This window comes from Acetobacter aceti (assembly GCF_002005445.1).
Lineage (GTDB): Bacteria > Pseudomonadota > Alphaproteobacteria > Acetobacterales > Acetobacteraceae > Acetobacter > Acetobacter aceti_B.
The window spans coordinates 444,903-470,026 of the sequence record NZ_CP014692.1 but is presented as its reverse complement, the minus strand read 5'-3'; the positions used below and the strand labels follow the sequence as shown (position 1 = coordinate 470,026).

The 25,124-nt window shown below is 59.5% G+C and carries 21 protein-coding genes and 1 pseudogene; 10 read left to right on the top strand and 12 right to left on the bottom strand.

Annotated elements, in window-relative coordinates:
* Positions 1–16: 16 nt before the first annotated feature.
* The 3 genes from sufB to A0U92_RS02085 form a co-directional block, all read right to left on the bottom strand.
* Positions 17–1,507 carry a Fe-S cluster assembly protein SufB gene (sufB, locus tag A0U92_RS02095; RefSeq protein WP_077811797.1) on the bottom strand — a complete coding sequence of 497 codons (1,491 nt, stop codon included), beginning with the start codon at positions 1,505–1,507 and terminating at the stop codon, positions 17–19.
* Positions 1,508–1,513: 6 nt separating this feature from the next.
* Positions 1,514–2,011, bottom strand: a complete 498-nt coding sequence (locus tag A0U92_RS02090) for an SUF system Fe-S cluster assembly regulator (protein ID WP_236748334.1) — start codon at positions 2,009–2,011, stop codon at positions 1,514–1,516.
* A 360-nt stretch (positions 2,012–2,371) separates the two neighbouring features.
* Positions 2,372–5,284: a phosphoenolpyruvate carboxylase gene (locus tag A0U92_RS02085; RefSeq protein ID WP_077811795.1), complete on the bottom strand. Its 2,913-nt coding sequence runs from the start codon at positions 5,282–5,284 to the stop codon at positions 2,372–2,374.
* Between the two features lie 120 nt (positions 5,285–5,404).
* Here A0U92_RS02085 and A0U92_RS02080 point away from each other — a divergent pair, with 120 nt between their 5' ends.
* Both A0U92_RS02080 and A0U92_RS02075 read left to right on the top strand, forming a co-directional pair.
* The gene (locus A0U92_RS02080; protein ID WP_077811794.1) at positions 5,405–6,697 is read left to right on the top strand and encodes a DUF445 domain-containing protein; all 1,293 of its coding nucleotides are present in this window, start codon (positions 5,405–5,407) and stop codon (positions 6,695–6,697) included.
* Between the two features lie 218 nt (positions 6,698–6,915).
* Positions 6,916–7,230, top strand: coding sequence for a hypothetical protein (locus tag A0U92_RS02075; protein ID WP_077811793.1), 315 nt, complete (start codon positions 6,916–6,918; stop codon positions 7,228–7,230).
* A gap of 493 nt (positions 7,231–7,723) precedes the next feature.
* On the opposite strand, the gene hemA is transcribed toward A0U92_RS02075, so the two are convergent.
* Positions 7,724–8,992, bottom strand: a complete 1,269-nt coding sequence (gene hemA, locus A0U92_RS02070; RefSeq protein ID WP_077811792.1) for a 5-aminolevulinate synthase — start codon at positions 8,990–8,992, stop codon at positions 7,724–7,726.
* Positions 8,993–9,246: 254 nt separating this feature from the next.
* Positions 9,247–9,804 (bottom strand): hypothetical protein, encoded by a 558-nt coding sequence (locus A0U92_RS02060; RefSeq protein WP_077811790.1) that lies wholly within the window; start codon positions 9,802–9,804, stop codon positions 9,247–9,249.
* Positions 9,805–9,988: 184 nt separating this feature from the next.
* On the opposite strand from A0U92_RS02060, the gene A0U92_RS02055 reads away from it, so the two are divergent.
* From A0U92_RS02055 to A0U92_RS02040, 4 genes are all read left to right on the top strand, one after another.
* Entirely contained in the window at positions 9,989–12,055 is a 2,067-nt protein-coding gene (locus tag A0U92_RS02055) for a transketolase-like TK C-terminal-containing protein (protein ID WP_077811789.1), read from the top strand.
* Between the two features lie 28 nt (positions 12,056–12,083).
* The gene (gene gap, locus A0U92_RS02050; protein WP_077811788.1) at positions 12,084–13,106 is read left to right on the top strand and encodes a type I glyceraldehyde-3-phosphate dehydrogenase; all 1,023 of its coding nucleotides are present in this window, start codon (positions 12,084–12,086) and stop codon (positions 13,104–13,106) included.
* Between the two features lie 113 nt (positions 13,107–13,219).
* Entirely contained in the window at positions 13,220–14,443 is a 1,224-nt protein-coding gene (locus A0U92_RS02045; RefSeq protein ID WP_077811787.1) for a phosphoglycerate kinase, read from the top strand.
* A 35-nt stretch (positions 14,444–14,478) separates the two neighbouring features.
* Positions 14,479–14,694, top strand: coding sequence for a hypothetical protein (locus A0U92_RS02040; protein ID WP_077811786.1), 216 nt, complete (start codon positions 14,479–14,481; stop codon positions 14,692–14,694).
* A 626-nt stretch (positions 14,695–15,320) separates the two neighbouring features.
* Here A0U92_RS02040 and A0U92_RS18415 read toward each other — a convergent pair.
* Positions 15,321–15,443 (bottom strand): hypothetical protein, encoded by a 123-nt coding sequence (locus A0U92_RS18415; protein WP_257788155.1) that lies wholly within the window; start codon positions 15,441–15,443, stop codon positions 15,321–15,323.
* A gap of 102 nt (positions 15,444–15,545) precedes the next feature.
* Complete coding sequence (locus A0U92_RS02035; protein WP_077811785.1) at positions 15,546–16,424, bottom strand: prohibitin family protein; 879 nt, start codon at positions 16,422–16,424, stop codon at positions 15,546–15,548.
* Between the two features lie 457 nt (positions 16,425–16,881).
* Here A0U92_RS02035 and A0U92_RS02030 point away from each other — a divergent pair.
* A pseudogene (locus A0U92_RS02030) lies at positions 16,882–17,166 on the top strand (integrase core domain-containing protein); the annotation flags it as partial.
* Positions 17,167–17,189: 23 nt separating this feature from the next.
* On the opposite strand, the gene A0U92_RS02025 reads toward A0U92_RS02030, so the two are convergent.
* The 4 genes from A0U92_RS02025 to A0U92_RS02010 form a co-directional block, all read right to left on the bottom strand.
* Positions 17,190–17,567 carry a hypothetical protein gene (locus A0U92_RS02025; protein ID WP_077811784.1) on the bottom strand — a complete coding sequence of 126 codons (378 nt, stop codon included), beginning with the start codon at positions 17,565–17,567 and terminating at the stop codon, positions 17,190–17,192.
* A 92-nt stretch (positions 17,568–17,659) separates the two neighbouring features.
* Complete coding sequence (locus A0U92_RS02020) at positions 17,660–17,893, bottom strand: DUF6587 family protein (protein ID WP_236748332.1); 234 nt, start codon at positions 17,891–17,893, stop codon at positions 17,660–17,662.
* The gene (gene feoB, locus A0U92_RS02015) at positions 17,893–19,752 is read right to left on the bottom strand and encodes a ferrous iron transport protein B (protein WP_077811782.1); all 1,860 of its coding nucleotides are present in this window, start codon (positions 19,750–19,752) and stop codon (positions 17,893–17,895) included. Before feoB ends, A0U92_RS02020 begins: the two co-directional genes overlap by 1 nt.
* Before the next feature lie 3 nt (positions 19,753–19,755).
* Complete coding sequence (locus tag A0U92_RS02010) at positions 19,756–19,995, bottom strand: FeoA family protein (RefSeq protein ID WP_077811781.1); 240 nt, start codon at positions 19,993–19,995, stop codon at positions 19,756–19,758.
* A 170-nt stretch (positions 19,996–20,165) separates the two neighbouring features.
* Between A0U92_RS02010 and A0U92_RS02005 the strand changes: the two genes are divergently transcribed.
* The 3 genes from A0U92_RS02005 (at position 20,166) to A0U92_RS01995 (ending at position 24,640) form a co-directional block, all read left to right on the top strand.
* Entirely contained in the window at positions 20,166–21,089 is a 924-nt protein-coding gene (locus A0U92_RS02005; RefSeq protein WP_236748230.1) for an SMP-30/gluconolactonase/LRE family protein, read from the top strand.
* A gap of 265 nt (positions 21,090–21,354) precedes the next feature.
* On the top strand, positions 21,355–23,178 hold the full coding sequence (gene typA, locus A0U92_RS02000) for a translational GTPase TypA (RefSeq protein WP_077814192.1): 1,824 nt from the start codon (positions 21,355–21,357) through the stop codon (positions 23,176–23,178).
* Between the two features lie 286 nt (positions 23,179–23,464).
* Positions 23,465–24,640 carry a mechanosensitive ion channel family protein gene (locus A0U92_RS01995; protein WP_077811779.1) on the top strand — a complete coding sequence of 392 codons (1,176 nt, stop codon included), beginning with the start codon at positions 23,465–23,467 and terminating at the stop codon, positions 24,638–24,640.
* 195 nt (positions 24,641–24,835) lie between these two features.
* Here A0U92_RS01995 and A0U92_RS18120 read toward each other — a convergent pair whose 3' ends face one another.
* Positions 24,836–25,003 carry a hypothetical protein gene (locus A0U92_RS18120; RefSeq protein ID WP_236748229.1) on the bottom strand — a complete coding sequence of 56 codons (168 nt, stop codon included), beginning with the start codon at positions 25,001–25,003 and terminating at the stop codon, positions 24,836–24,838.
* Positions 25,004–25,124: the final 121 nt, after the last annotated feature.

The following is a 25,124-nucleotide window of genomic DNA, read 5'->3' as shown; positions in this document are numbered from 1 at the left end:
ATTCCTCTCCGCACGTTCAGCCGACGCTGCCTTCAAGACTGATCTGCAACAGTTTCTGTGCTTCCACGGCAAACTCCATGGGAAGCTCCTTGAGGACTTCCTTGCAGAAACCATTGACGATCAGACCGACGGCATCTTCCTGCGAAAGACCACGCTGACGGCAGTAGAACATCTGGTCTTCGGAAATCTTCGACGTGGTGGCTTCATGTTCCACACGCGCCGTCATGTTTCGGCTTTCGATATAGGGCACCGTATGCGCGCCGCACTGATCGCCGATCAGCAGGCTGTCGCACTGGGTGAAGTTCCGCGCGCCCGACGCTTTCGGCATGATCTTCACCTGCCCGCGATAGGTGCTGTCAGACTTCCCGGCGCTGATGGTCTTGGCGATGATCGTCGAGCGGCTGTTCCGGCCCAGATGGATCATCTTGGTGCCGGTGTCTGCCTGCTGGTGATTGTTGGTCACGGCAACCGAGTAGAACTCGCCCACGGACTCCTCACCCTGCAGGATGCAGGACGGATATTTCCATGTAATGGCCGAACCGGTTTCCACCTGCGTCCAAGAAATCTTGGAGCGCGCACCACGGCAGGCGCCACGCTTGGTGACGAAGTTGTAGATGCCGCCACGTCCGTTCTCATCGCCCGGATACCAGTTCTGGACCGTGCTGTATTTGATGGACGCATCTTCCATCGCCACCAATTCCACTACCGCCGCGTGAAGCTGGTTCTCGTCACGCATCGGCGCGGTGCAGCCTTCGAGATAGGAGACGGAAGCCCTGTCTTCGACAATGATCAGCGTCCGTTCGAACTGTCCCGTGTTCTTGGCGTTGATACGGAAATAGGTGGACAGTTCCATCGGGCAGCGCACACCCTTCGGCACGAACACGAACGATCCGTCCGTAAAGACCGCCGAGTTCAGGGCCGCATAGAAATTGTCGGCCACCGGCACGACACTGCCGATATACTGCTTCACAAGATCCGGATAATCGCGGATCGCCTCCGAGATCGGGCAGAAGATCACGCCTGCTTCCGAAAGCGTCTTGCGGAAAGTCGTAGCCACGGACACGCTGTCGAACACGGCGTCCACCGCCACCGGCAGACGGGCTTCCTCGCCCTCCGGCACTTCCACGCCCGCCAGCATCGCCTGCTCATGCAGCGGAATACCCAGTTTCTCATAGGTCCGCAGCAGTTCCGGATCGACCTCTTCCAGTGACTTCGGTCCATCCTTCTTCTTCGGAGCGGCATAGTAATGCACGTCCTGATAGTCGATCGGCGGATACGTCACCTTGGCCCAGGTCGGCTCTTTCATCTTCAGCCATGAGCGGTAGGCCGCGAGACGCCATTCCAGCATCCATTCCGGCTCTTCCTTGCGGGTCGAGATCAGACGGATGATGTCTTCATTCAGGCCCTTCGGCGCGAAATCCATCTCGATGTCGGTCTCAAAACCCCATTCATAGGAGGACTTGCCGAGCTTCTCGACCTGTTCACGGGTTTCTGTAACGGCTGGCATGACCCATTATCCTCCAAACGTCCCGACCGGCCCGGTCGTCACCTTGTTGCTCTGCGGCGCGGTGTCTGCGGACACCGCTTCAACCGACCGCCGACGCCCTGGCGCATTGCTCATCTCAGCCATCCGGGCAATGGAAATCCCGGACAGCGTATTCCGGATGGCCTCATTCACTACATCCCAACTACCGTAAAGAGTGCAGTCACCATTGTCGCACCCTGCCCCACCAGTGACGCATGCCGTCAATGAGATCGGCCCATCCACAGCGGTGATGACCCGTGCTATGGAAATCTCCTCCGGCTTCAGGGCCAGCCGGTAACCACCGTGCGCCCCGCGCTGGGAGACGAGCAGGCCATCAGACGCCAGAGCCTTGAGAACCTTGGCGACAGTCGGTTCCGGCACGCCGGTTTCGACCGCAAGGGCTGGTGACGTGACAACGCCATCATGCCGTCCAAGATTAACGAGGGTCAGAACAGCGTAATCCGCCAGTTTCGACAGCCTGAGCATGGTTTCCGTCCGTTGCGGCGGAACCTCCGCCATTAAGGACCAAATCGGTCCTGTTTAGGGACAGATGGAACGCGCAGGGCTTCCCGTCAAGCTCAAAGCCTCGTGAAAGAGACCGTCAGAGCGCAATGCCGCACTCTGGTAACGGACTGTGCGGACGCAATATCGGCCAGCATGCCTGTCTTTTTTGCCGGAGAAGGTTTTGGGGCTCCGCCCCACACCCCGCCAAAGGCGCGCCTTTGGAAACCGTTTATCATCAATCGACAAAGGATAGACCGGTGGCTCGTTTTGGAAGCGCCCAGATCCCGCGACCGCTTTTACAGCGCCAACCCATAAAGCCGTTGCTGCAAAAGCACCGTCCACTCAGCCGAACGCGCCAATCCCGTGCATGAGCGCCACGCTGATTTCGCGCATCATCTGGAACATCTCCTGCATAGGCTGGAAAATCTCGTCATGTTCCTGACTGTAGGAATTATCCACCTGCGGTCCGGCCGGTTCGTGGAAATTGTAATCCAGCTTGGTGCCGCCCCGCGGGAAAATGGCATCCAGTTCACGCAGCACAGACGGTATTTCCAGACAGAGAATCCGCCGCATCATCACATCACGGGTGAAATTTCCCCGCGGCATGAAAAACGGGATCTGGGTCGCCAGCACCCAGATCTTTTCAATCAGGGCGATGCGGATGGCGTGCAGAAGCTTTTCAGCCGGATGAATGGTCGGAGCCTCCGGCCAGACCGCCCGCAATGCCAGATGATCCTCCTGAATCCGACGGAACATGGACTGCGTGTCCGCCCAGAAATCCAGCCGCTCCAGATCATGCATCACCGTGAGATAGCGCTCACGCTTGCCGGAGCGGGGTTCGGCGGTCGCCCGGTCCAGCCAGTAGCCCGGGTCAAGCAGCCAGATCACGCTGCGCAGCACCTGATCGTCCGAATGCGCCAGCGCGTGCGCGGCGAAGTCAAGCGCCCGACGGAAGCGGGCGCTGCCTTCCCGGAAGGTCTCGAAAGTCTCCGGATGACGCCGAGCCGCAGATCCCAGTCCCTGAATGGTGTTAGCGCACCAGCCAAGCTGCTGGAGAATGGCGTTGTTCGGAATGGCCCGGAGCTGACTTGGATGCGTGATGCGAGGAGTCGCCCCGCCACCTTCACTCTGCCGTGCCGCCGGACGTGAGCCGGTCTTGTCGATCAGGGACGGGCCAAACGCCCCGAGCACATCGGCGTAACCGGGGTCCGCGACCAGACCGGTCATCGCATCAGCGATCGTGGAGAAGAAATCCGAGGAAAAATCAGGCTCGTCATAGACCGGATCGTCATGGCGACGGACGGGCTCGAACGTGTGCTCCGCGATGGTGGCGACACTCGCCGCCGCCAGTTCCGGCGTGCCGAACAGCAGATAGCCGTCACCGCCCTGAAAGGCGCTTTCCTCGCGGTATTTCACGCCGCGTTCAGCGAACTTCGCCCGTACATGCATGGGCGACAGATAGGCGAACCGGTCAGACAGACGGAACGGATGGCCGCCTCGTCCGACGCTTTCGCCGTGCGTGTCGAACAGCACGACCTCGACATCTTCCAGATCCCAGACATGCAGCAGATCAAGGATCTTCAGGCGCAGGCGTTCAATCAGATAGGTCGCGGCGAGTTGTCCGACATAACGGCCGGAATCGGAATAGCCGAACTGGAGACAGAGCCGCCCGGTCTTGCGGAGATAGTCCCGCCAGTGAGGAGAACGCAGCGCCTCTTCAATGATATGCGCCCCACCCATCAGGGCTTCGCGCGTTTCGAACAGCGGAGAAATCTCGACCTTATCGTCGATCCCGAAATGCTTCGCGAGCCAGAGAGCCGCCAGCAGGGTGTAACCGCTCTCCGTCTCGGCGATCAGGAAGCGCACCAGTGTTGCCGAATCGATATGCTTGACGATCTGGGCGACCGTCATCATCAGCTTGGCGGCGGAAGCCTGCTCCACCAGCAACGCGCCAAAATCCACCGGCACGGGCGAGACGTTTTCCAGCGCCTCGTTGATATGGGCCAGCAGAGCGCGGCGATGGGCCGGATCAGCCGGATCATCCGTGAAACGGAGGCGCTGGCGGATTACGTTATGAAGCTGCGTGGCGTTCAGGCGCGTATGGCTGTGAGAGGCCGACATGCCGTGCGCGAAGAAGCCAGCGCGGGCGACTGCCACCGCAAGAGCGGCGTCCGGCGAAGCCGTGTCGATGACATCCTGAAGCGCATCACCCAGCACCGCAGGATCGAGAATGGCGTCTTCCTTGTGGTCCACGATGAGAGTGGCGAATTCCACTGTCGCATCTGCATCAGCATTCTTCGGACAGGCCGCGATCTGGGCCTCAACCGTGTAACAGGCGCGCGACAGGCGGCTTGTCAATGTGGACGCTTCCACACCGGACTCCATAATCTGCTGCCGAAGCCTCTGCAACTGGAACAGTTTCATCTTCAGGCGCAGGCGGAGCGTGTCCCACCAGCCGATATCCGTGCGGCCGTCCGTGTCATAACCGACCCAGCTTGTCATGATGACCGGACGAGGAATGATGGAAGACCAGGCGTCCGGCCAGGTTTCACGCGACGCGCCGAGCAGTTCCACATTCAGCCTGTCGAGCGCATCCCGCCCCCGCAGGATAGCCGCCGAGGCGAGTGAAAACTCTTCCTCAAGCGTGGGCGCCGCCGTCCGACGATGGGAAAGCAGATCTGGCGCGGTATCCTGAGGCCCCGGAGCAGAGGCATAGCTGGCGAGCGCCGCGTACACTTCATTTGCGACAGCAAAAGTCGGATGCGCCGTAAAAACCGCCGCATACCGGGTGCGTTCCAGCTCAGCCCGAAAACGGGCGAGCGCCTCCGCAGCCGTGGGGCGTGTGGGTTCCGTCACTTCGTCCCCGTCAGACCCTTCGGTACCGTTCGTCCGGCCAAATGCCGAGTCCAGAACCTGCCGCACCACGCCTTTCAGGCGGTCTTCGGTGACGGAAGAACTGGTGCCTCCCGGATAGCGATGCAATCGTGTCGCACGCCGCAGGAAAGCATCGTCACGCAGATGCCTGATAACCGCCTGCAAATCCACAAGCGACGCCTTACCCTGCTCCAGCAGCGTGGAAACCCGCCATGCTGTCGACAGGACGTCATTACCGGTCACCTCCGCAGGGGGCGGGTTCTGCGTCTCGCCTTCGCTCTCATGAAAATGTCCCATCGCCAGAATGGCGCGGGCTCCGGCAGAAAGAGCATCGCCTCCGGCAATCAGCGGAGAACCGGAGGACGAGGACGCAGCAGCCATTGAAACTTCTCTCACTCATGAAGGCGGGCATGATCGACAGGACGATACGATACAGCAATCTTATCCGAGCATGCCGGCGCACATTTGGGAAGAGCATGTGCCGATGCTATTAACCTCGTGATGAGTACGCAGACACACCCGGATGATGAAGCCCGTCGCAATCTGACCCGCCAGAAGCGGGCTGCGACAGGCCTGCTGGCCCTGATGGCCGGCCTCACCACGGCTGGCTACGTCGCTCCCGCTTATGGCCTGCTTCCCGAAAGCCTGTGGCTCGGCATGCTGCGCGCCGGCGCAAAAGCGGGCGTTGTCGGCGGACTGGCGGACTGGTTCGCCGTCACGGCGCTGTTTCGCCATCCGCTCGGGCTGCCGATCCCTCACACGGCGATCATCCCGGCGCAGAAAGAACGGCTGGGCCTCGCGCTGGGACGGTTCGTCACAACGCAGGTCTTTACCGAAGAAGAGATCGACCGTGTCCTCTCCACGATCGACCTGCCGACTTTCGTCGCCAACATCCTGTCCGATCCCGCGACAGCGAATACGCTGACCAGCAGCCTGATAGGCGCGGTGCCTCAAATGCTGGAGCGGCTGGAGGATGGGCGCGCAGGAGCCGCCATCGGACGCAGCCTTCCTCTCCTGCTGGGTGGAAGCAATCTGAGCCCGGTCATTGCACGCGGTCTTCGTTCTCTTGTGGACGGCAACCAGCATCAGGAAGTGCTCACTTTTCTTTTGCGACAACTGAAATCGGGCCTGCAGGCGAAAGAGCCGGCGCTCCGCGCCATGATCGAGGCCCGGGTGCGTGAGCAGGGCGGCCGACTGGTCGGCTGGGCGATCGGCGGTTCCATTGCCAACAAGGTTCTGGCGGCGGCAAGTGAAGAACTGGACCGTATCAACCCCGATGATTCGACCATCCGGGAGGGATTTACGGAATGGGTCCGGAGTGAAATCGACCGGATCGAAATGGATCCGGGCCGTTCCGAGGAAATTTCCCAGACGCTGCGTTCTGTCTTCGCTCACGAGTCCATGCTGACCTGGGGCGCCGATATCTGGTCGCGCATCAAGCGGATGATCGAAGCGGATATCCGGTGTGATGACGGCTGGACGTTCACTCTGATGCGCGAGACACTGAACCGCATGGCTCTGCAGGCGCGGGAAGATCCCGCCATGCGCCAGCGGATTGAAGACGCCGCCAGAAAGGGCGTTACCCGTTCTCTTCCTTATCTGAGGGAGCACCTGACGAAGTTCATCGCAACCGTCGTGGGCAACTGGGACGCCGATGTCGTATCGGAAAAGCTGGAGCTCCGGGTGGGCCGGGATCTTCAGTATGTGCGCGTCAACGGAACTCTCGTAGGCTTTGGGGTCGGCGCTTCCCTGTCGCTGATTCTTTCTCTGGTTTTTGGTATTAACGGCCAGTAGCTGGCGGATAATGCGACAGAGACTGTGCAGGGCGTGTGTTCAGCGCGTCTGCGCACAGCGGGATGCTGCCCTGTCGCCTCGAAAATACCTTCAAAAGTTCTTGCCCTGAGCACTTCCCTCTTTTGTAATCCAGTGTATCTCAGGAAGAGAGAGACGGTGAAGACACCTGTCTTGATGAAGGCCCGCATCGGGCCCGATAAACTCATAAGGATACCGTAATGCGGTTCTTCGCTTCAAAAGCCCTCCTCGCGGCAACACTGATGGTCGGTGCGCCAGCTCTGGTTATTTCGGCAGCTCAGCCTGCTGCTGCCCGCACGCACCACAAGCACCACAAGTCTTCTTCCAAGACAGCGAAGACGACTGCTGAAAAGGAAGAGAAATCCACGGCTGCAGGCACTGCCGACCTGAACGCGAAGAGCCTGTCCGCCGCCCAGCAGGACAAGGCTCCGGCTATCAGCGCAACAGCTCCGACGGTTCCTTCCGTACCAGCCGTTCCTTCGGCTCCGGCCGTTGCTGCTCCGGCTGCAAACTGATCTGCCTTACGGTAGAAAAAGGGGTGCCGGACTCACGTCCGGCATCCTTTTTTTATGGTGATAAAGCTTACAGATCCCGCCATGCCGGTCATTCCAGACAGCCCCGCGACAGAGATCGACAAGAGACATCTCCGGCTCAGCCTCCCGGCTCTCTCCCGAAGGAACTGACCGCGGGTCACCTACGGGCGGATGACAGGCAGTTGGAAACTGCTGACCATTTTTCAGAATTCCTGAAAGTATCCTGAACGAGGTCGAGGTCGGCTATCTTTCTGGCGACAGAGCTGGATATCACTCGGCAAGGACCCATGTCCAAAGCCTGAAACCCACAAAGCCAATCAAGCCCTGCGCCTCAACATGGACGGCCTGAAGCCAGAACCTCTCCAGGTGCGACGAATCCGGAACATCATCCCGAATCCGTCCCTTTCCGCAAGGATTCTGCCCCGCCACACACGGGACAGTTTTTACGAAAATCTTTTTTTGCGGGACGCCTGTTTCAGGCAGCTTCCGTCAGCGCAGGCTCATTGGCGAACGCCGCCAACGGCACTTCCGCAAGCAGGATTTTCAACGCAGCAACCATTTCATCCATCATTTCGTCAGTATGGAACGGCCCCGGCGTCAGACGCAGCCTCTCCGTCCCCTGGGGAACCGTCGGATAATTGATGGGTGTCGCATACAGCCCGTATTCGTTCAGAAGCCGCTTGCTGATGACCTTGCATCGCTCGGCATGACCGACAGGCACAGGAACAATATGGCTGGGCGTCATGGTGAACTCCACGCCCGCCGCCCGCATCTTGGCGCGGAAAGTATTCACCCGCTCGAACATCTTCTCCCGCCGCCAGTTCTGGGCGCGCACCATCTGCACGCTGGCCAGCGCCGCCGCGACGACCGAAGGTGGCAGCGACGTCGTGAAGATGAAGCCGGACGCCGTGGAACGCAGGTAATCGACAATCTGGCTGGACGCGGTGATGTAACCACCATGCACGCCGAATCCCTTGGCCAGCGTACCTTCAATGATATCCACCTGATCGGCAACACCATCACGCTGCGTGACGCCACCACCCTGCTCGCCATACAGGCCAACCGCATGAACCTCGTCGATATAGGTCATGGCGTTATATTTCCGGGCCAGCGCACAGGTTCCGGCGATGTCTGAAATATCGCCGTCCATGGAATAGACGCTCTCGAACGCTATCAGCTTGGGGGCGTCGGCCGGAGCCGCGGCCAGCTTCGCTTCAAGATCCGCGAGGTCGTTATGTTCGTAAATGACCGTGGTGGAGCCACGTGCGCCCTTGATCCCGGCGATCATGGAGGCGTGGTTCAGGCGATCGGAAAAGCATATCCAGCCGGGCATGGAAGTCAGAATGGTCAGGAGGCTGGCCTGATTCGACACATAGCCCGACCCGAACAGCAGTCCGGCTTCCTTGCCGTGAAGCGCGGCCAGCTCGGCTTCCAGCGCCTTGTGGAGTGGACTGGTGCCCGCGATGTTGCGTGTCCCGCCTGCTCCGGCTCCGTGTTCGCGGATGGCGCTGATTGCTGCTTCGCAGACTTCCGGCTCGACGCCCATGCCGAGATAGTCGTTTGAAGACCACACCACGACCTCACGGCTGACGTCGCCTTCCGGAAGCGCCTCCTCATAGACCGGATACCGCTCGGCATCACGGGCCAGTGGCGTGAAAGTCCGGTATCGTCCCTGTTTTCTGATACCGGCGAGCGCCTCGTCACAAAAATCGTAAAACGGGTGTCTCGCGTTACGAATCGTCACCCTGTCCCACTCCTGCTTCTGGCCGGCCCGCCAGACACGGGCTTTGCCTGCTTTTTACGGCGCTCTTCCAGCCTGATTTTCACAACAGGCCTCCGAACATCCTCTTCCGCCCTTGTCGGACCCAAGAAGGCTTTCCGGGCGATGAAGACGATCGCGCCTGTGACCTTAATCCTGCTTCCACTCCGAGCAAGCCCTGCGGAACAGAGCATATTCAGATTGCTGACGCGTGAAGACCACGTGCCGGTCGGAAACATTCAACGAACATATACCCGTATGGTGGGTTGCGTCACCGTCGAATCCGGCATGGCGGACATCTCCACCTGAGCCGGAGAGGCGCCGGCCGCGACGATCGCATCGGTAACAGCCCGCGCATCGGAAGAGACGAGGCGGGACAAGGCAAGACGAGTCGCGTCCGTATCGCTCCCCGCGGGAGCAAGCGCCTGCACCTGAAACAGAATGTTCGGTTTGCGATCCAGAGCCTTCCTGACGATCGCCCTGACCGGTCCGCTCCATTCCTGCTCCGGCGTTCCCGCCACAAGCTGGATCAGCGGTGGAACTGGAGGCGGCCCCGGCGGTGGCGGCGGAATATAGACCTTGGGCGGTCTGGATGCGCGGGGATTGAAGGTACGCTGGTCAAGCGGGTCACATGCGCCAATGGCGAGGGCTGCGGCCCCCATGAGGCCGCCGCGAAGGACAAGCCTCCGGTGAGCGGAAAACGAAGACAGCCCTCCCTGCGAACGAAGCTCCTGCGAATGGAGACTCCGCAAACGTCGGGTGAGCGCCTTGCTGGCGGAAGAGGAATCAGACGACATGGTTCAGACGGTCGCAGGAAGTTGGGTGTGGAGCAAGCCGTGTCCATACCGTTCCTGCGCAATGAACGAAATCCTTCACGCGGGAATACTTGCAGGAAACCAGACCCGGCGCTTAATTGTGCCGACGGCTGAACCATTCATCCCAGCCCGGTTTTCATGTTTTTGCAGTCTGGACAGGCACTGGATGGCGCGTAAGCCACATCTTTTCACACCGTCAGACAATCCGCAGACTTTCGCTGAAGCGGCCCATGCGTTCGCGCTCCGGTCCGGAGGCGTCACTCCCGCGGCCATTCAGGACATTCCGCATCCATTCTGGCTCGTCTCGGCCCTGCTCTGGCAACAGGCCCTGCGCTTCGATCCCGACATTCCTCTCTGGCCGGACCGTGACCGTTTCTTTGTCTCGTCGACCCGGCTGCTGCCATTGCGCAATGCGTTTCTTGATCTTGTCACGTCCGCCACTCCCTCCAGTGCCTCAGCCGAACTGTTCGGACTGGCGGGCGCGCTGCCGGGACAGGCCATCGCCGCAGCCTGCGGCATGACACTGGCGGAAAAAATTCTTGCCGGGCGCTTCGGGCGCTCTCTTGTGGATCATCGCACATGGCTGCTGGCCTTGCCCGGAGATCTTGAAACCGGTGTGGCTCTGGAAGCGGCTGCGCTCGCCGACCGGTTTCACCTCGATCGGCTGACAGTCATTGTCGCCTCAGCCACACGCGACCCCAAGGAGAAGGCCGATCTCTCCCTGACCCTCGACAGGATCGAGGCATCCGGCTGGAGCGTCCGGCGGCTCGACGGTGACGACCCCGCCGCCATTGCCCAGGTTCTGGCCGCCACCCCCAGAGCCCGGAAGCCTCGCCTCATTTTATGCGAAACACTGGGTAAAACGCTGTCCCCGGCACTGGGAGCGACGCTCGACGCGACACTCGACGCGACACTGGCCGAAACATCACGGAAAACACCGGCGACACCTCCGGACACGACCTGCTTCCCCGCACGCCCTTCCGAAACCCATCTGCCCGACGCCAGACGACGCGGTTCTGTCCAGCGCGCCTGGCTTCGCAGGCTGACCCGCCATCCCATGCGGGCCGAATTCGAGCGCACGCTTGAACGCCGTACACCCGCCCGGCTTGAAGACGATTTTCTACGCTCTTCGGATGAGAGGCTGTCAGCAGACCATGAGGAAGAGGAGCAGGATGCCGCCCTGCTCCGCTCCGGAATAGCAGGACGCGAACGACTCGCTGATCTTCTGCCTGAATTTGTGTCGATGTCCGCAGGGCATACCCCCAGGAGCGCGGGCATGGCTCCTGGAGAAGCCAGAACTTTCGCCTGCGGTCCCCGTGAACCCGCCATGGTCGGCTTCATGAACGGGCTGGCGCTCCATGGGAGCATTTTGCCCTGCGGAACGGCCAATCTCTCCTCTGCCGACCGCATGCGTCCGGCCTTGCGTTTCGCCGCCCTTTCACGTGAACGACTGCTTTTCGTGCTGATCGAGGACGATCCCGAGGCTTCCGCCTGCCCCCCCTGGCAGCAGGTTGAACAGCTCGCCAGCCTGCGCGCCATGCCCAATCTGGCGCTGTTCCGTCCGGCGGATTCGCAGGAAATCACAGCGGCGTGGCTGGCTGCCCTGTCATGGCGGCATGGTCCCGCCGTCATTGTTCTTGCCAGACACTCCCGAAGAGGGAGTTCGGTCAACACTCCGAATGCACTTCCGGCGCTCGCCGGGACCGCCATACCGTCCGTACGCAAAACCGAACAGGGCGGTTATGTACTGCTTGAAGCAAAAGGTGGCGGCGCTCACCGGACTGTGACGCTGATCGCCTCTGGTCCCGAGGTAAGTCTGGCGCTTGAAGCGCGACATAGACTTGAGGAGGAAGGCATCTTCGCAGCAGTGGTTTCCCTGCCCTGCTGGGAACTGTTCGAAAAACAGAGCAGCGCCTATCGCAAGGCCGTTCTGGGACAGTGTCCGCGCGTTGCGATCGAGGCGGCTTCCGGCTTCGGGTGGGAGCGCTGGCTCGGGGACACAGGAATTTTCATCGGAAGTGAGGAATTCGGAGTAGCATCCGGGTTCGACCCGTTATACCAGAGTTCTGGCCTTACGCCGGATGTCGTCTGCACACGTGTCCGCGCCCTGCTGGGAGTGGAGCGGAAGCAGGAGGCCCGTGCGCGTATGGAAACCCAGAAACGCGGAGGGGACCCGCGACTACGCCCGTCCCCCATCGTAAAGTCCAACCAGCGCCCTGTTGCGGGGCGATAAAAAGAAGAACAAGACGGAGACAGAGCAGATGGCAGTCAAAATCGCGATCAACGGGTTCGGTCGCATCGGTCGCCTCGTCCTGCGCGGCATTATTGAGAGCGGTCGGACAGACGTTGTGCCTGTGGTCATCAATGACCTTGGCAGCGTGGAAGACAACGCTCACCTCCTGTCCTACGACAGTGTGCACGGTCGTTTCCCGGCTGAAGTGAAGGTGGACGGCAACAGGCTGCACATCACTGCAAATGGCCGCACATGGGACCCGATCACCGTGTCCTCCGAGCGCGACCCGTCCAAGGTGCCGCTTCAGGGCGTCGATGTCGCCATGGAATGCACGGGCCTGTTCACCTCCAAGGAGAAGGCTTCCCCGCTGCTCGCAGCCGGTGCGCGCAAGGTCATCATCTCCGCTCCGGGCGACGCCGTGGACGCGACCATCGTTTATGGCGTGAATCAGGACATCCTGACTTCCGACATGACGGTCATCTCCAACGCATCCTGCACGACAAACTGCCTCGCGCCGGTCGCCAAGGTTCTTGACGACGCGTTCGGCATCGTGCGCGGCTACATGGTGACGATTCACTCCTACACGGGTGACCAGCGCACGGTAGACACGCTGCACAAGGATCTGCGTCGCGCCCGCGCTGCCGGTCTGAACATGATCCCGACCTCAACGGGCGCCGCCCGTGCTGTCGGTCTGGTTCTGCCGCACCTGAAGGGCAAGCTGGACGGCACCGCCATCCGCGTCCCGACGGCGAACGTCTCGCTCGTGTCCCTCGATTTCGTGCCGAAAAACATCCCGGCCTCGGTCGAGGCTGTGAACGACGCCATCAGGAAGGCGTCCGAGTCCGGTCCGCTGAAGGGTATTCTGGCCTACAACACGGCGCCGCTGGTCAGCAGCGACTTCAACCATGCTCTGGCGTCTTCCACGTTCGACGCGACGCAGACCTCGCTTGTCGATGGCGGTCAGCTGATCCGCATCTGCGCATGGTATGACAATGAGTGGGGCTTCTCGAACCGCATGTCCGACACGGCAGCGGTTTTCGGCGCACTCTGAGACTTTTCAGGCGGTCATCCTCACTGGCATGACCGCCACCCCCGATCATGTTCCCCGGACGGTATCTGCCCGAACGGGCCATACCGGCACGGGCGACTGGAAAGGCTAAAGCGATGGCTACCCTCTCCTACAATACGCTCGACTCCCTTGACCCTCGCGGCAAGAAAATCCTCCTTCGCGCGGACCTCAACGTCCCTGTGCGTGATGGCGCAATCTCCGATCTCACCCGCATCGAGCGGCTGGCTCCGACCATCAGGGAACTGTCCGACAAGGGCGGACGCGTGATTGTCGTCAGCCACTTCGACCGTCCGAAGGGCAAGGTGGTTCCGGAGCTTTCACTTGCACCAGTTTCCGAGGCACTGGCCAAGGTGCTGTGCAAAAAAGTGACTTTCGTTCCGGACTGTCAGGGGAAAGTCGCGGAGGACGCCGCAGCCGCCATGCAGGATGGCGATGTGATCGTTCTCGAAAATACCCGCTTCTATGCAGGCGAAGAAAAGAACGATCCGGAGATGGCGACGAACCTCGCCGCTCTTGCGGATGTTTACGTCAACGACGCTTTCTCCGCAGCGCATCGTGCCCATGCCTCCACGGAAGGCGTGGCGCATCACATCCCGTCCTTCGCCGGTCGTCTGATGGAAATCGAGCTGAACGCTCTGGAAGCCGCGCTTGAGAATCCGGAACGTCCGGTCGGTGCGATTGTCGGCGGCGCGAAGGTCTCGACCAAGCTCGATCTGCTGAACAACCTGATGGAAAAGGTCGATATGCTGGCGGTTGGTGGGGCGATGGCCAACACCTTCCTCGCGGCACAGGGCTATTCAGTGGGCAAGTCGCTCAAGGAAGAGGACATGCTGGATACGGCGCGCGAGATCATGGCCAAGGCCAAAGCACGTAGCTGTGATCTGGTTCTGCCGGTCGATGTGGTGATCGCTGAGGACTTCATGGCGGGTGCACCGACGCAGATCGTGGATGTCACAGCAATTCCCGATGGCTGGATGGCGCTCGACGTTGGTCCCAAGACCACGGCGCTCCTGATTGAGAAGCTGGTCGGACTGAAAACGCTGGTGTGGAATGGTCCGCTTGGCGTGTTTGAACTGCCTCCCTTCGACGAGGGTACCAATGCTGTCGCGCAGGCTGCTGCGAAGCTGACCGACGCCGGAAAACTGAAAACCGTTGCCGGGGGTGGTGATACGGTTTCGGCGCTCCGCCATGCTGGCGCCCTGCATGAGATGAGCTATGTCTCGACGGCGGGTGGCGCATTCCTTGAGTGGCTGGAAGGGAAGATTCTTCCGGGTGTGATCGCTCTCGGAGAGGCGGGGCGCGAGGTCGCTCCTCTTTAAGAAACTCTTAATTGGCGTCAGGGTAACCTGACGCCATGATTTCGACCGATCTCATCTCTGTTTTGTCCCGACCGGGCGACCGCGCCGCAGCATCGCGTGCCGGACGTAAAAAAAACGTTGGTCCTGCTGACACTGATGAAACTGAAGGCTCTTCTCCTCGCCGCTCCCGCAGACTTGCAGGTGATCTGGACCTTGATGGGCCGATGCCTGTTTTCCGGCGTCGCGGATATTATCTCGATCTGCTGATCTGACGTTTCCGTCTTGTAGGGCGCCGAGCACTGCGTTACACAAACAGTGTGTGTCCGCGTAGCTCAGCAGGATAGAGCACAGGATTCCTGGATAATTGGGCGCCATGAGGGGAAACCGCATGGTGGATCTGCTCAAATTCGGGGAACGCTTGGTCATCTTCCGGCCATGCCGATCCCGAGCCAAGCCCGGATTTTTTCGGGAAGGTGTAGAGACTGGACGGGCAGCGCCTACAGATCCGTATGGATTCAGGGCGAAGGGACAGTCCAGACCACGAACGCCACCTCACGAGGCGGCGGCGGCGAAAGTCGAAGTGGTATGAATCCTGGGGCCGTGGGTTCGAATCCCGCCGCGGACACCAACTCTCCAATAAAACCGCAGAAAATAGCCATTTTATGAAGGCGTTTTACAGTGGAGGGATAGAGTTTTACAAAGCAGCATCTCTCGCCCCAATCCATTTTTCCCTGTACTCTCGCGGCGGAATATGGGATTCTGCGTGGGCCGCATGAACCGCTGACACCAAGTGCGGCCTTGGTCAGAGGTAGGCCGTGACGGAGCCGCCGCAGACAGTGGAAGTCCGTCACTCATCAAGAGATCCTTGCCGCTCAACCGTCCGGAAATCCCGGATAGTTCACCCAAACGGATCACACCACCGCTTCGCCCTGAGCATCGCCACCGCCAGCCCGAACGGCGAGGCCAATGATGACAGGGCGGTCCCGAGCCAGAACCACCAGTACGTGAACAGATCAGGCATCAGGGAAGCGGCATGGGATCAATCCCGGTGCTTTCGCCTGTCCCCATAGCGCCTGAGTCGTGTGTCATTACTTGCAGTCTTCGATCATTTCTGGTGTCGGAGTCATGGTCGAACCGCTTGAGAGGCTGACCCGATGAAAGGAAGAGGCGTGCCATTGCTCAGATATTGGGGCATTGTGCCATCCCATTTGTCGATTGCAGCCTTCTGCAAAATTTGCGGAGAAAGTGACGCCGTTAAACGAACATTCGCTTCAGCTTGCGCCTGAGAGGTAATTTTTAAAGACTGTCCTTCACCTTGCGCTTGCGCCACAGCAGCATCAGCGGCTGCTTTTGCCTTTACCACCTGTTCCTGCGAAGAAATCTCTGCCTGTTCCAATGTATATTTGGCTTGTAACGCCTGCTGTTGCGCAACCTGCTTTGCTTCAATTGCCTGAACATATACTTCTGAAAATGCAAAATTGGCTATATTAACTGCTTCAATGGTCAGATGGTATGGAAGCAGTGATTTAATCACAAGTTCCCGTATTTTAGAATCAACTTCATCTCGTCTGGTAATAAGCTCTTCTGCATTATAGGAGGATGTTATTGCCTTAACATCATTAGAAACTGTTGGAACAATGATGCGAGCACCGAGCGTGCCAAAATCACGGAAATCACGATAAAACCCGGGCGCAGATGCCGGTGCAATGTGGAATGTCACGGAAACGGACGTGTGAACATTTTGCAAATCGTGAGTCGCGGCAGTTTCATCTGACGTATTGGTTTGCGGCTGGGTCGAGACTGAAAGTATGCGCTGATAAAATGGCATCGCGAAATGTAGGCCGGGTTCAAGAGGAGCATCTTGCACTGATCCGAAGTCAGTTAGGACGCCCACATAACCTGATTGGACAGTATGAAATGGATTTAGAATCAGCACTGCAATCATACCAACCGTAACTACTGAAGTATAAACTTTCGTTTTACGCGAAAGATTGAAAGGCATAATTTTCTCCAAATCGTATATTAGCGAATGATAAATAATCTGTAGCAGAAGTTAACCCATATGTTATTTTATTTCGTGATCCCCTATTACCTCACCCTCCAGAATCGGGAGTTCGTCTCGTCGGTTTTTCTCGATGCAAATTTCCAACCACAGTATTCGGTATCCTGCTTGCGAAGCTGCAGCGCTGTTTTCCGCCACAGATCGACGAGATGTCCCGGCTGCATCAAGCTCAGGACATCTTTTCTCCGTTTCATTCCTCCATTCTCGGGAGCCTGCAGCGGAATATCCTTATCTATTGACTGAAGGAACCTATGTAGGGCCGAAACTGTATTCGCTTTATGTCACTTCATACCATCTGACGGACAACGGCATCCAGTTCGCTGAGCAGCTCCGCAACCGGGGTACGGCATGGTCACGCTCCATGCGGTTCGACATGACCCGCAAGACCAATGGAAACGGGCATCGCCTGACGAAACCCAATCACCCCTGGACCAATAGCCGGGTCGAGCGAACGAACCGCACAATCAGGCAGGCAACCGTCAAACGCTTCCATTACGACAGTCATGAGCAATTGAGGACGCACCTCAATGACTTCATGGTGGCCTATAACTTCGGTCGAAGGCTCAAGACCCTCAACGGCCTCACACCCTGTGAATACATCTGCAAGATATGGCCTTCAGAGCCAGAAAGATTCATCCTCAACCCATCAAAGCACAGGACTAAACACGTGGCGGACTGTTGAAAAAATGAACTGCGGACACGCTGTCAGGTATCGTCGGCTGTCCATTCCATGTTGCCCTTCAGATCATCAAAGCAGGCTTGACAGATCCATTCATAGCAAGCGTCTTTAAGATGATAGGCAGCGTAGCCTTCGTGCTGGATGTCCAAGCCCTCGAATTCCGCGAATGTGGCCCAGCAGGCCGCGCAGTGATCGTGATCCCAGCTTTCGCTCCACTGAGTGTAGCGGCGAAAATGCAGTCGCACCCCCTTGAGATGGCTGGCATTCTCGATCTTCCATTCGTTTTCTGGGCTTGCTGTCATGACATCGTCAATCACTTGGGCTGCCGCCCAGATTGTGGGCGGCAGCCGCGAAAGTGAAAGCCAGTCGATCTTAGCCAGACCTCGCAGCTTGGTCTTGTGCAAGTCGGCAACGGTCTTGATTCAACCAAACGCTTCCTTAACCGGCTTGTGGAAATGCTTTAGCCTTTCACAATCCATGATCAAAAAAGCCATATTCAGTGACAGCCGCCACTCCTGCTGTCACACCCTTTACATCCACCACATCCGCCGCGTGAACCCGCGTTGGCCCGTCCGGCCACGGCAGTCTGGAGCGCGGAAGGAGCATGGACCGTGCGCAGGAGCGCTCCCGTGCTTTTCCACAGTTTCCGCGTCACGGAAGGCGCAAGACGCCCCAGCCAGTAAAGAGCGCAGACCAGAACCAGCAGTCCGATAATCAGGCTTTCAATCATCACGGCCCCCATCCCATCACCAGCGCGAACCTCCATGTGAGGAAAGACGCCAGATAGGCCAAACCGAACAGATAACCGGCCGTCTGAAAGACGACCTTCCAGCCGCCTGTCTCACGCCGGATGACGGCCAGAGTCGAGAAACACTGCGGCGCGTAGACATACCATGCCATCAGCGACAGTCCGGTCGCAAGACTCCATTGTCTGGACAGGATCGGGATCAGTTGCGACGCGGCATCCGTTTCCACGCCGCCAACCGCATAGACCGTGGCCAGCGCGCTCACCGCGACTTCACGCGCCGCCAGTCCCGGAATCAGAGCCACACAGATCTGCCAGGTGAAGCCGAGGGGAGCGAAAACAGGCAGCATGATGTGCCCGATCCAGCCCGCCAGACTGTAATCAATGGCGGGACCGGTCGCACCAGCCGGGGGCGATGGAAAACTCGAGAGCGCCCAGAGCAGCACACTGAGCGTGACGATGATGCTGCCGACACGCGAGAGAAAGATGACGGCCCGCTGCCAGAGTCCAAGCGCCACATTGCGCAGGCTCGGCCAGCGATAGGCGGGCAGTTCCATGAGCAGCGGATGCTCTTCGTGAACGCCACCCCGTTTCATGACCCATGCCACGCCGAGCGCGCTGAGGATCGCCACCATATAAAGAGCGAACAGGACCAGACCCTGCTGGTTGAGCACGCCGCCGATCGAGTGACGGGGAATGAAGGCCGCGATCAGCAGCGCATAAACAGGCAATCGGGCTGAGCAGGTCATCAACGGAGCGAGCAGGATGGTGACAAGCCGGTCGCGTGGGTTCTGGATGGTGCGTGTCGCCATGATGCCCGGAACGGCGCAGGCGAAGCTGGACAGCAGCGGGATAAAGGATCGGCCCGAGAGACCCGCGGACGCCATGATCCGGTCCAGCAGGAACGCGGCGCGCGGCAGATAGCCGGACTCTTCCAGAATCAGTATCCAGAGGAACAGGATCAGGATCTGCGGCAGGAACACGACCACCGTTCCGGCCCCGGCGATGATCCCGTCCACCAGCAGGCTGCGGAGCAGACCCTCCGGCAGAAACTGGCGGAGCATCTCGCCGAAATCCGTGACGCCGGCGTCAACCGCATCCATGACTGGCTGCGCCCATGAGAAGACCGCCTGAAACATGACGAACATCAGAGCCAGCAGAATCACCAGCCCCCAGACAGGATGGAGAACCCAACGGTCGAGCCGGTCTTCCAGCGCCTCGGAGGCGATGGTCGGACGGGATGTGCATTCCGTGAGAAGCCGCCGCACCGTGGCGTGAATTTCCTCGGAAACATCCATCTTAAGGACAGGCGCATGGAGAGGCGGATGATCCAGAAGCTCCAGCAGATCAGACGCACCGCTCTTCCTGATCGCCACAACGCCTACAACGGGTGCGCCCAGTTCGGCCGACAATCGCGGCAGATCGATTTCCAGCCCTTCCTTGCGGGCGGCATCCAGCATGTTGAGCACGATGATCGTCGGACGTCCGAGACGGCAGACCTCCAGAGCGAACCGCAGATGCAACCGCAGGTTGGTCGCATCCAGAACACAGATCAGCAGTTCCGGAGCAGGTTCGCCTTTATACCGTCCGGCGCAGACATCACGGGTAACGGCTTCATCAGGGCTGGTGGCGGCAAGGCTGTAAGCGCCGGGCAGATCGAGCAGCCTTACGGACCTGCCACCGGGCGTTGTAAAACGTCCCTCCTTGCGCTCGACCGTCACGCCAGCATAATTCGCCACTTTCTGGCGGCTGCCGGTCAACTGGTTGAACAGCGAGGTCTTGCCGCAGTTGGGATTACCGACCAGTGCTGCCCGTAGCGGGAGAGTTTCGATCACCGCATCCATGATTTATGAAGCGTCCCTCAGGATGACACGGGACGCTTCCGACCGACGAAGAGCAAAGCGCGTGAAACCGATTTTTACAGCCAGCGGATCAGCCCCGAAGGGCCCCACGGCGACAATACGCAAAGGCTCACCGGGCACGAAGCCAAGTTCGCCCAGCCGCTGCGCTACGGTGTCATCCGCCGCACGGTGGTCAATATGGTCAATAACGGCATCGATTCCGGCCGGAAGTTCGTCCAGGCGCATGAGCAGATCCTGTCGGCCTGTTCTGTTGTCATGTTGCGAATGATACCTATTTCCTATTCGTGCCGCTGTCCACGTCGAAATCAGGCGGCCCGAAATCAGGTGAAGGATTAAGTATCATTTCAGGGGCAACTCCTGTCACTTTCGCCCGTTACCAGCCGGGAGGTATGAAGATGACACCACACATCCCTGTAGACAGGGTCTTTCGGGCCGCAGAATCAAAGACCGACGAAGCCGTCAGTGTCTGGAATCTGCAGGCCAAACTGGGAGAAGGACCGGTCTGGAGTGAGGCGGATTCTGCCTTCTATTTCGTTGATATACTGAGTTGCGCCCTGCATCGTTACCGGCCTTCAGACGGAATGCGCTCAACCTGGCATGTAAAACGGCGGCCGACATTTCTGGTGCCGACGCAGGACGGCGGCCTGATCTGCGGCATGGAAGACGGCCTGTATCTCTTCGATCCCGAGACCGGACGCATCCATCCGTTCATGCCCGTGGAACAGACCCATTCCCGCACGCGCCTGAACGACGCCCATGTGGACAGGTCCGGACGGCTCTGGTTCGGCACGATGGATGACAAGGAAGAACTCCCCATCGGTTCCCTCTACAGCATGGAGGGGGGAGACGTGGCCCTGCGTCGGCATCATAGCGGCTACACGATCAGCAATGGTCCCGTCGTGGCTCCGGATGGCCGCACCCTTTATCACTGCGAGTCGGCGCAGGGAGTGATCTACGCTTTTGATGTCACTTCCACCGGAACCCTCACAGGGCAGAGAATTTTTGCCGAAATCAGCAATGGCGCGCCGGATGGACTGACCATGGACAGTGCCGGCACGTTGTGGGTTGGCATCTGGGGTGGCCACAGGCTGGAACGTTTTTCTCCTGAAGGCGTGCGTCTGGCGCCTATTCCCCTCCCTGCCAGCAATGTGACCAAGGCGGCTTTTGGAGGCGATGATCTGCGAATGGTGTTCATCACCACAGCGCGCAAGGGGCTGTCGGCTGCCGAACTTGAGGCGGAACCGCTGAACGGAGCCATGTTCTGCCTGCGTACCGAAACCCCGGGCATGCCTCAGGGCCTCATGATGCTGCCTGGCTAAACTGCCAAGAAGTAGGCCCACGCTCAACTGTCTCCTGAAAACCGCCCCTCCGCCAACACGGAAAACGGGACAGAAACACAGTGAAACCAGCACGGATGGCCATGTCGCTCACGCCGGTTTCACGTCAAAGACGCGCCTGACCGCGAAGTTTCGCGTGCAATCCGCGCCGCCGCCCTCTATGGACAGCCGTTAACAGGTGTCCGCTGCGCGCTTTGAGCTGTCAGCGGCGGACATGTACGGAAAGAAAGATCAGGTCCGCCTTACGATGGATATTCGGAACATCGCCATTATCGCACACGTCGATCATGGCAAGACCACTCTTGTTGACGAACTGCTCAAGCAGTCCGGCTCGTTCCACGAACATCAGCAGGTTGCTGAACGTGCGATGGACAGCAATGACCTTGAGCGCGAGCGTGGCATCACCATTCTCGCCAAGTGCACGTCCGTCGTCTGGAAAGACACCCGCATCAACATCATCGACACCCCGGGCCACGCCGACTTCGGCGGTGAGGTCGAGCGTATCCTGAGCATGGTGGACGGCGCGATCGTGCTCGTCGACGCCGCCGAAGGCGCGCTGCCCCAGACCAAATTCGTGGTCGGCAAGGCGCTGGCCCGTGGCCTGAAGCCGATTGTCGTCGTCAACAAGATCGACCGTGGCGACGCCCGTCCGGACGAAGTCCACAACGAGATTTTCGATCTGTTCGCTTCCCTCGGCGCGAATGACGAGCAGCTCGACTTCCCGATGCTCTACGCTTCCGGCCGTCAGGGCTGGGCGGACATCGAACTGGACGGACCCCGCAAGGATCTGTCCCCGATGTTCGACCTCGTGCTGCGTCACGTTCCGGCTCCGAATGTCGACAAAGAGAAACCCTTCGCGATGATCGCGACCATTCTCGAGTCCGACAACTTCCTCGGTCGCGTGCTCACGGGCCGCGTCGAGCAGGGTCGCGCCCGCGTCAACATGCCGGTCCGCGTGCTGCGTGAAGACGGCAGTGTTGTCGAGACAGGCCGTCTGACCAAGCTGCTCTCCTTCCGTGGCCTTGATCGCGTGCCTGTGGATGAAGTCGAAGCCGGTGACATCGTCGCCGTCGCCGGTCTGTCCGAGGCCACGATCCCGGAAACGATCGCTTCTCCGGAAGTGACCGAAGCCCTGAAGGCCATTCCGGTCGATCCGCCGACACTGTCCATGACATTCCGCATCAACGACGGCCCTCTGGGTGGTCGTGAGGGCAAGAAGGTCACATCCCGCCAGATCCGTGACCGTCTGTTCAAGGAAACGGAAAGCAACATCGCCATCCGCGTGACGGAAAGCCCCGAGAGCGAAGCCTTCGAGGTTGCCGGTCGTGGCGAACTTCAGCTTGGCGTGCTTATCGAGACGATGCGTCGCGAAGGCTTCGAGCTGACCATCGGTCGTCCCCGCGTGCTGTTCCACACCAACGAAGAGACCGGCGAGCGTGAGGAGCCTTACGAAGAGGTTCTGATCGACGTGGACGAGCCCTACTCGGGTGTCGTGGTCGAGAAGATGTCCCTCCGTAAGGGCCAGATGCAGGATATGCGTCCGTCCGGCGGCGACAAGGTGCGTCTGACGTTCCTCATCCCGTCACGCGGCCTGATCGGCTATCACGGCGAGTTCCTGACCGACACGCGCGGCACGGGCATCATGAACCGTCTGTTCGCGGGCTATCAGCCCTATGCAGGCACGATCGAAGGCCGCCGCAACGGCTCGCTCATCTCGTCTGAAGACGGCGCGACGACGCAGTATTCGCTGTTCTCATTGCAGGATCGCGGCACGCTGTTCGTCAGTGCGGGCGAAAAAGTCTACGTTGGCATGATCATCGGTGAGCATTCCCGCGAGAATGATCTCGAAGTGAACGCCGTCCGTGAAAAGAAGCTGACCAACATCCGCGCCGCCGGCAAGGATGAGGCCCTGCTTCTGGTTCCGCCGCGCAAGATGAGCCTCGAGCAGGCGATTGCCTACATTGAGGACGACGAACTGGTGGAAGTCACGCCATCCGCCGTGCGTCTGCGCAAGCGCTACCTCGATCCGCACGAGCGCAAGAAGAACGAGCGTTCCAAGAAGAACGACTGATACAAAATACGGGATCGGACGGATTCATGTCGTTCGGTCCCTGAAGCGCTTCGCGCTTCCCGAGGGAGAGGATCAGTCCTCTCCCCACATGGCATGAAGCCACAGGCGCCATGCCCCTTTCAGAACAGGCTCGGAACTTTCCGCCTGTTTCTGCGCTCCTGATATGGACCGGTACACAGTCCATTCGAAATCTGACCGGCAGATTTTTAGAGCGAGGCTGTAGGCTGCGCTCTTCCGATGGCGTGCGGCCATCTGTTTCCCTGCATGAAAGGATGAGGACGAGCCTTTGCAACAGACGTTTTTTTCAACTCTCCTGAACATTCAGGAATGGTTTGACTGGCTCCCTCCCACCATCGCTTCCCTTCTCATTCTCTTCGCCCTTGGCGCCACGACAGCATGGATAGCTGGCTTTATCCTCAAACGCGGTTTTGCCCGTGTGCCGGGAAAGAAACGTCCGGGCTCCTTCATCCGCACCAGCGCGACCATCCTGCAGCATCCTGTCCAGTTGGCGGCGGCATGCGTCATCATGATTCTGGCGATTCCGGCGCTGGAAATCCCGCCCCGGATCGTGGGGTCTCTCGCGCATCTTCTGGCGGTTCTGATCGTGTTCGCCATGGGGCTCAGCCTTATCCGGTCAGCCCGTCTGGCAAGCTCCCTCTATATCGAACAGCTTGACGCCTCCGGCGAGGAGCACGAAGAAAACATTCTCGGTCGAAAGCATCTGACACAGGTCAGGCTGCTTCAACGCATCGCGGAGATCCTTATCGGGCTGCTGACCGTCGGCGCGGCGCTCATGACGTTCGAGCCGGTCCGGCAATATGGTCTCAGCCTGCTGGCCTCCGCCGGCGCGGCGTCCATCATTGTCGGTCTCGCCGCCCGCTCCGTGCTGACCAACCTGATCGCAGGCGCTCAGATCGCGGTCACGCAACCCATCCGCATGGGCGACATGATCGCCTTTAACGGTGACTGGACGTGGGTCGAGGAAATCAACGCGACATTCGTGGTTCTCCGGGCCTGGGACAAGCGCAGGCGGATCGTGCCGCTATCCTACTTTCTCGATAATCCTTTCGAGAACTGGACCTACAACTCAGCCGAACTGACAGGTGCTGTTTATCTCTATCTCGATTTTCTGGCCCCCGTGGAGCAGATCCGAAACAGGCTCGCCGAAATCGTCGAAGGCTGCCGCGAATGGAACGGCAAGGATTTCAGTGTGCAGGTCGCGGACTCGACGGATCGGGTCATCATGCTGCGTATCACCGCCGGAGCCCGGACCGCCGTGCGAAGCTGGGACCTGCGCTGCGCCATCCGGGAACAGATCATTGTCTGGATACGTGAAAACTGCCCGGAAGCCTTTCCGCAGACACGGTTTTCAGCCCATGACCCGTCGCCCGAAAACCAGCCTTCACAGTATCGGATGCAGGCTCGCCTGCCGGATCATCCGGGCAGCATGTTTTCTCTGTAGGGCTTTGAGGCTTTTTGGAAAAAGCTTCACCAAAAATTTTTGGCCGATTGACGGCGTTTTTGGGGGAGGGCGATTCGGCTGCTTTGGAGTTCCAGATGATGTTTCCTGCCGCTCATTCAGCTACGTGTTTAGTCCCGTGGTTTGCTGGTGCATTATTTTCACGTGAGTGGAAGGAAGCCTTATGGGACGGATACGTCATGGCAGCGCCACGACCACGCACGCCGTGCGAGCAGCACTACAGCGATAGCAGGCTTCGCTCGCGGCGCTGGGCGAGGCGTTCGGGATCAACCCGAAAACAGTGACGAAATGCGGAGGCGTCAGACTGTCGAAAACCAGAGACGGAGCCAAAAGAGTCGCGTTCAATGGTCCTGTCCGGGAAGGACGAAGCGATGATCGAGGTCTTTCGTCGGCATAGTTTCATACCATCCTGACAGACAACGGCATCCAGTTCGCTGAGCAGCCCCGCAACCGTGGCACGGCATGG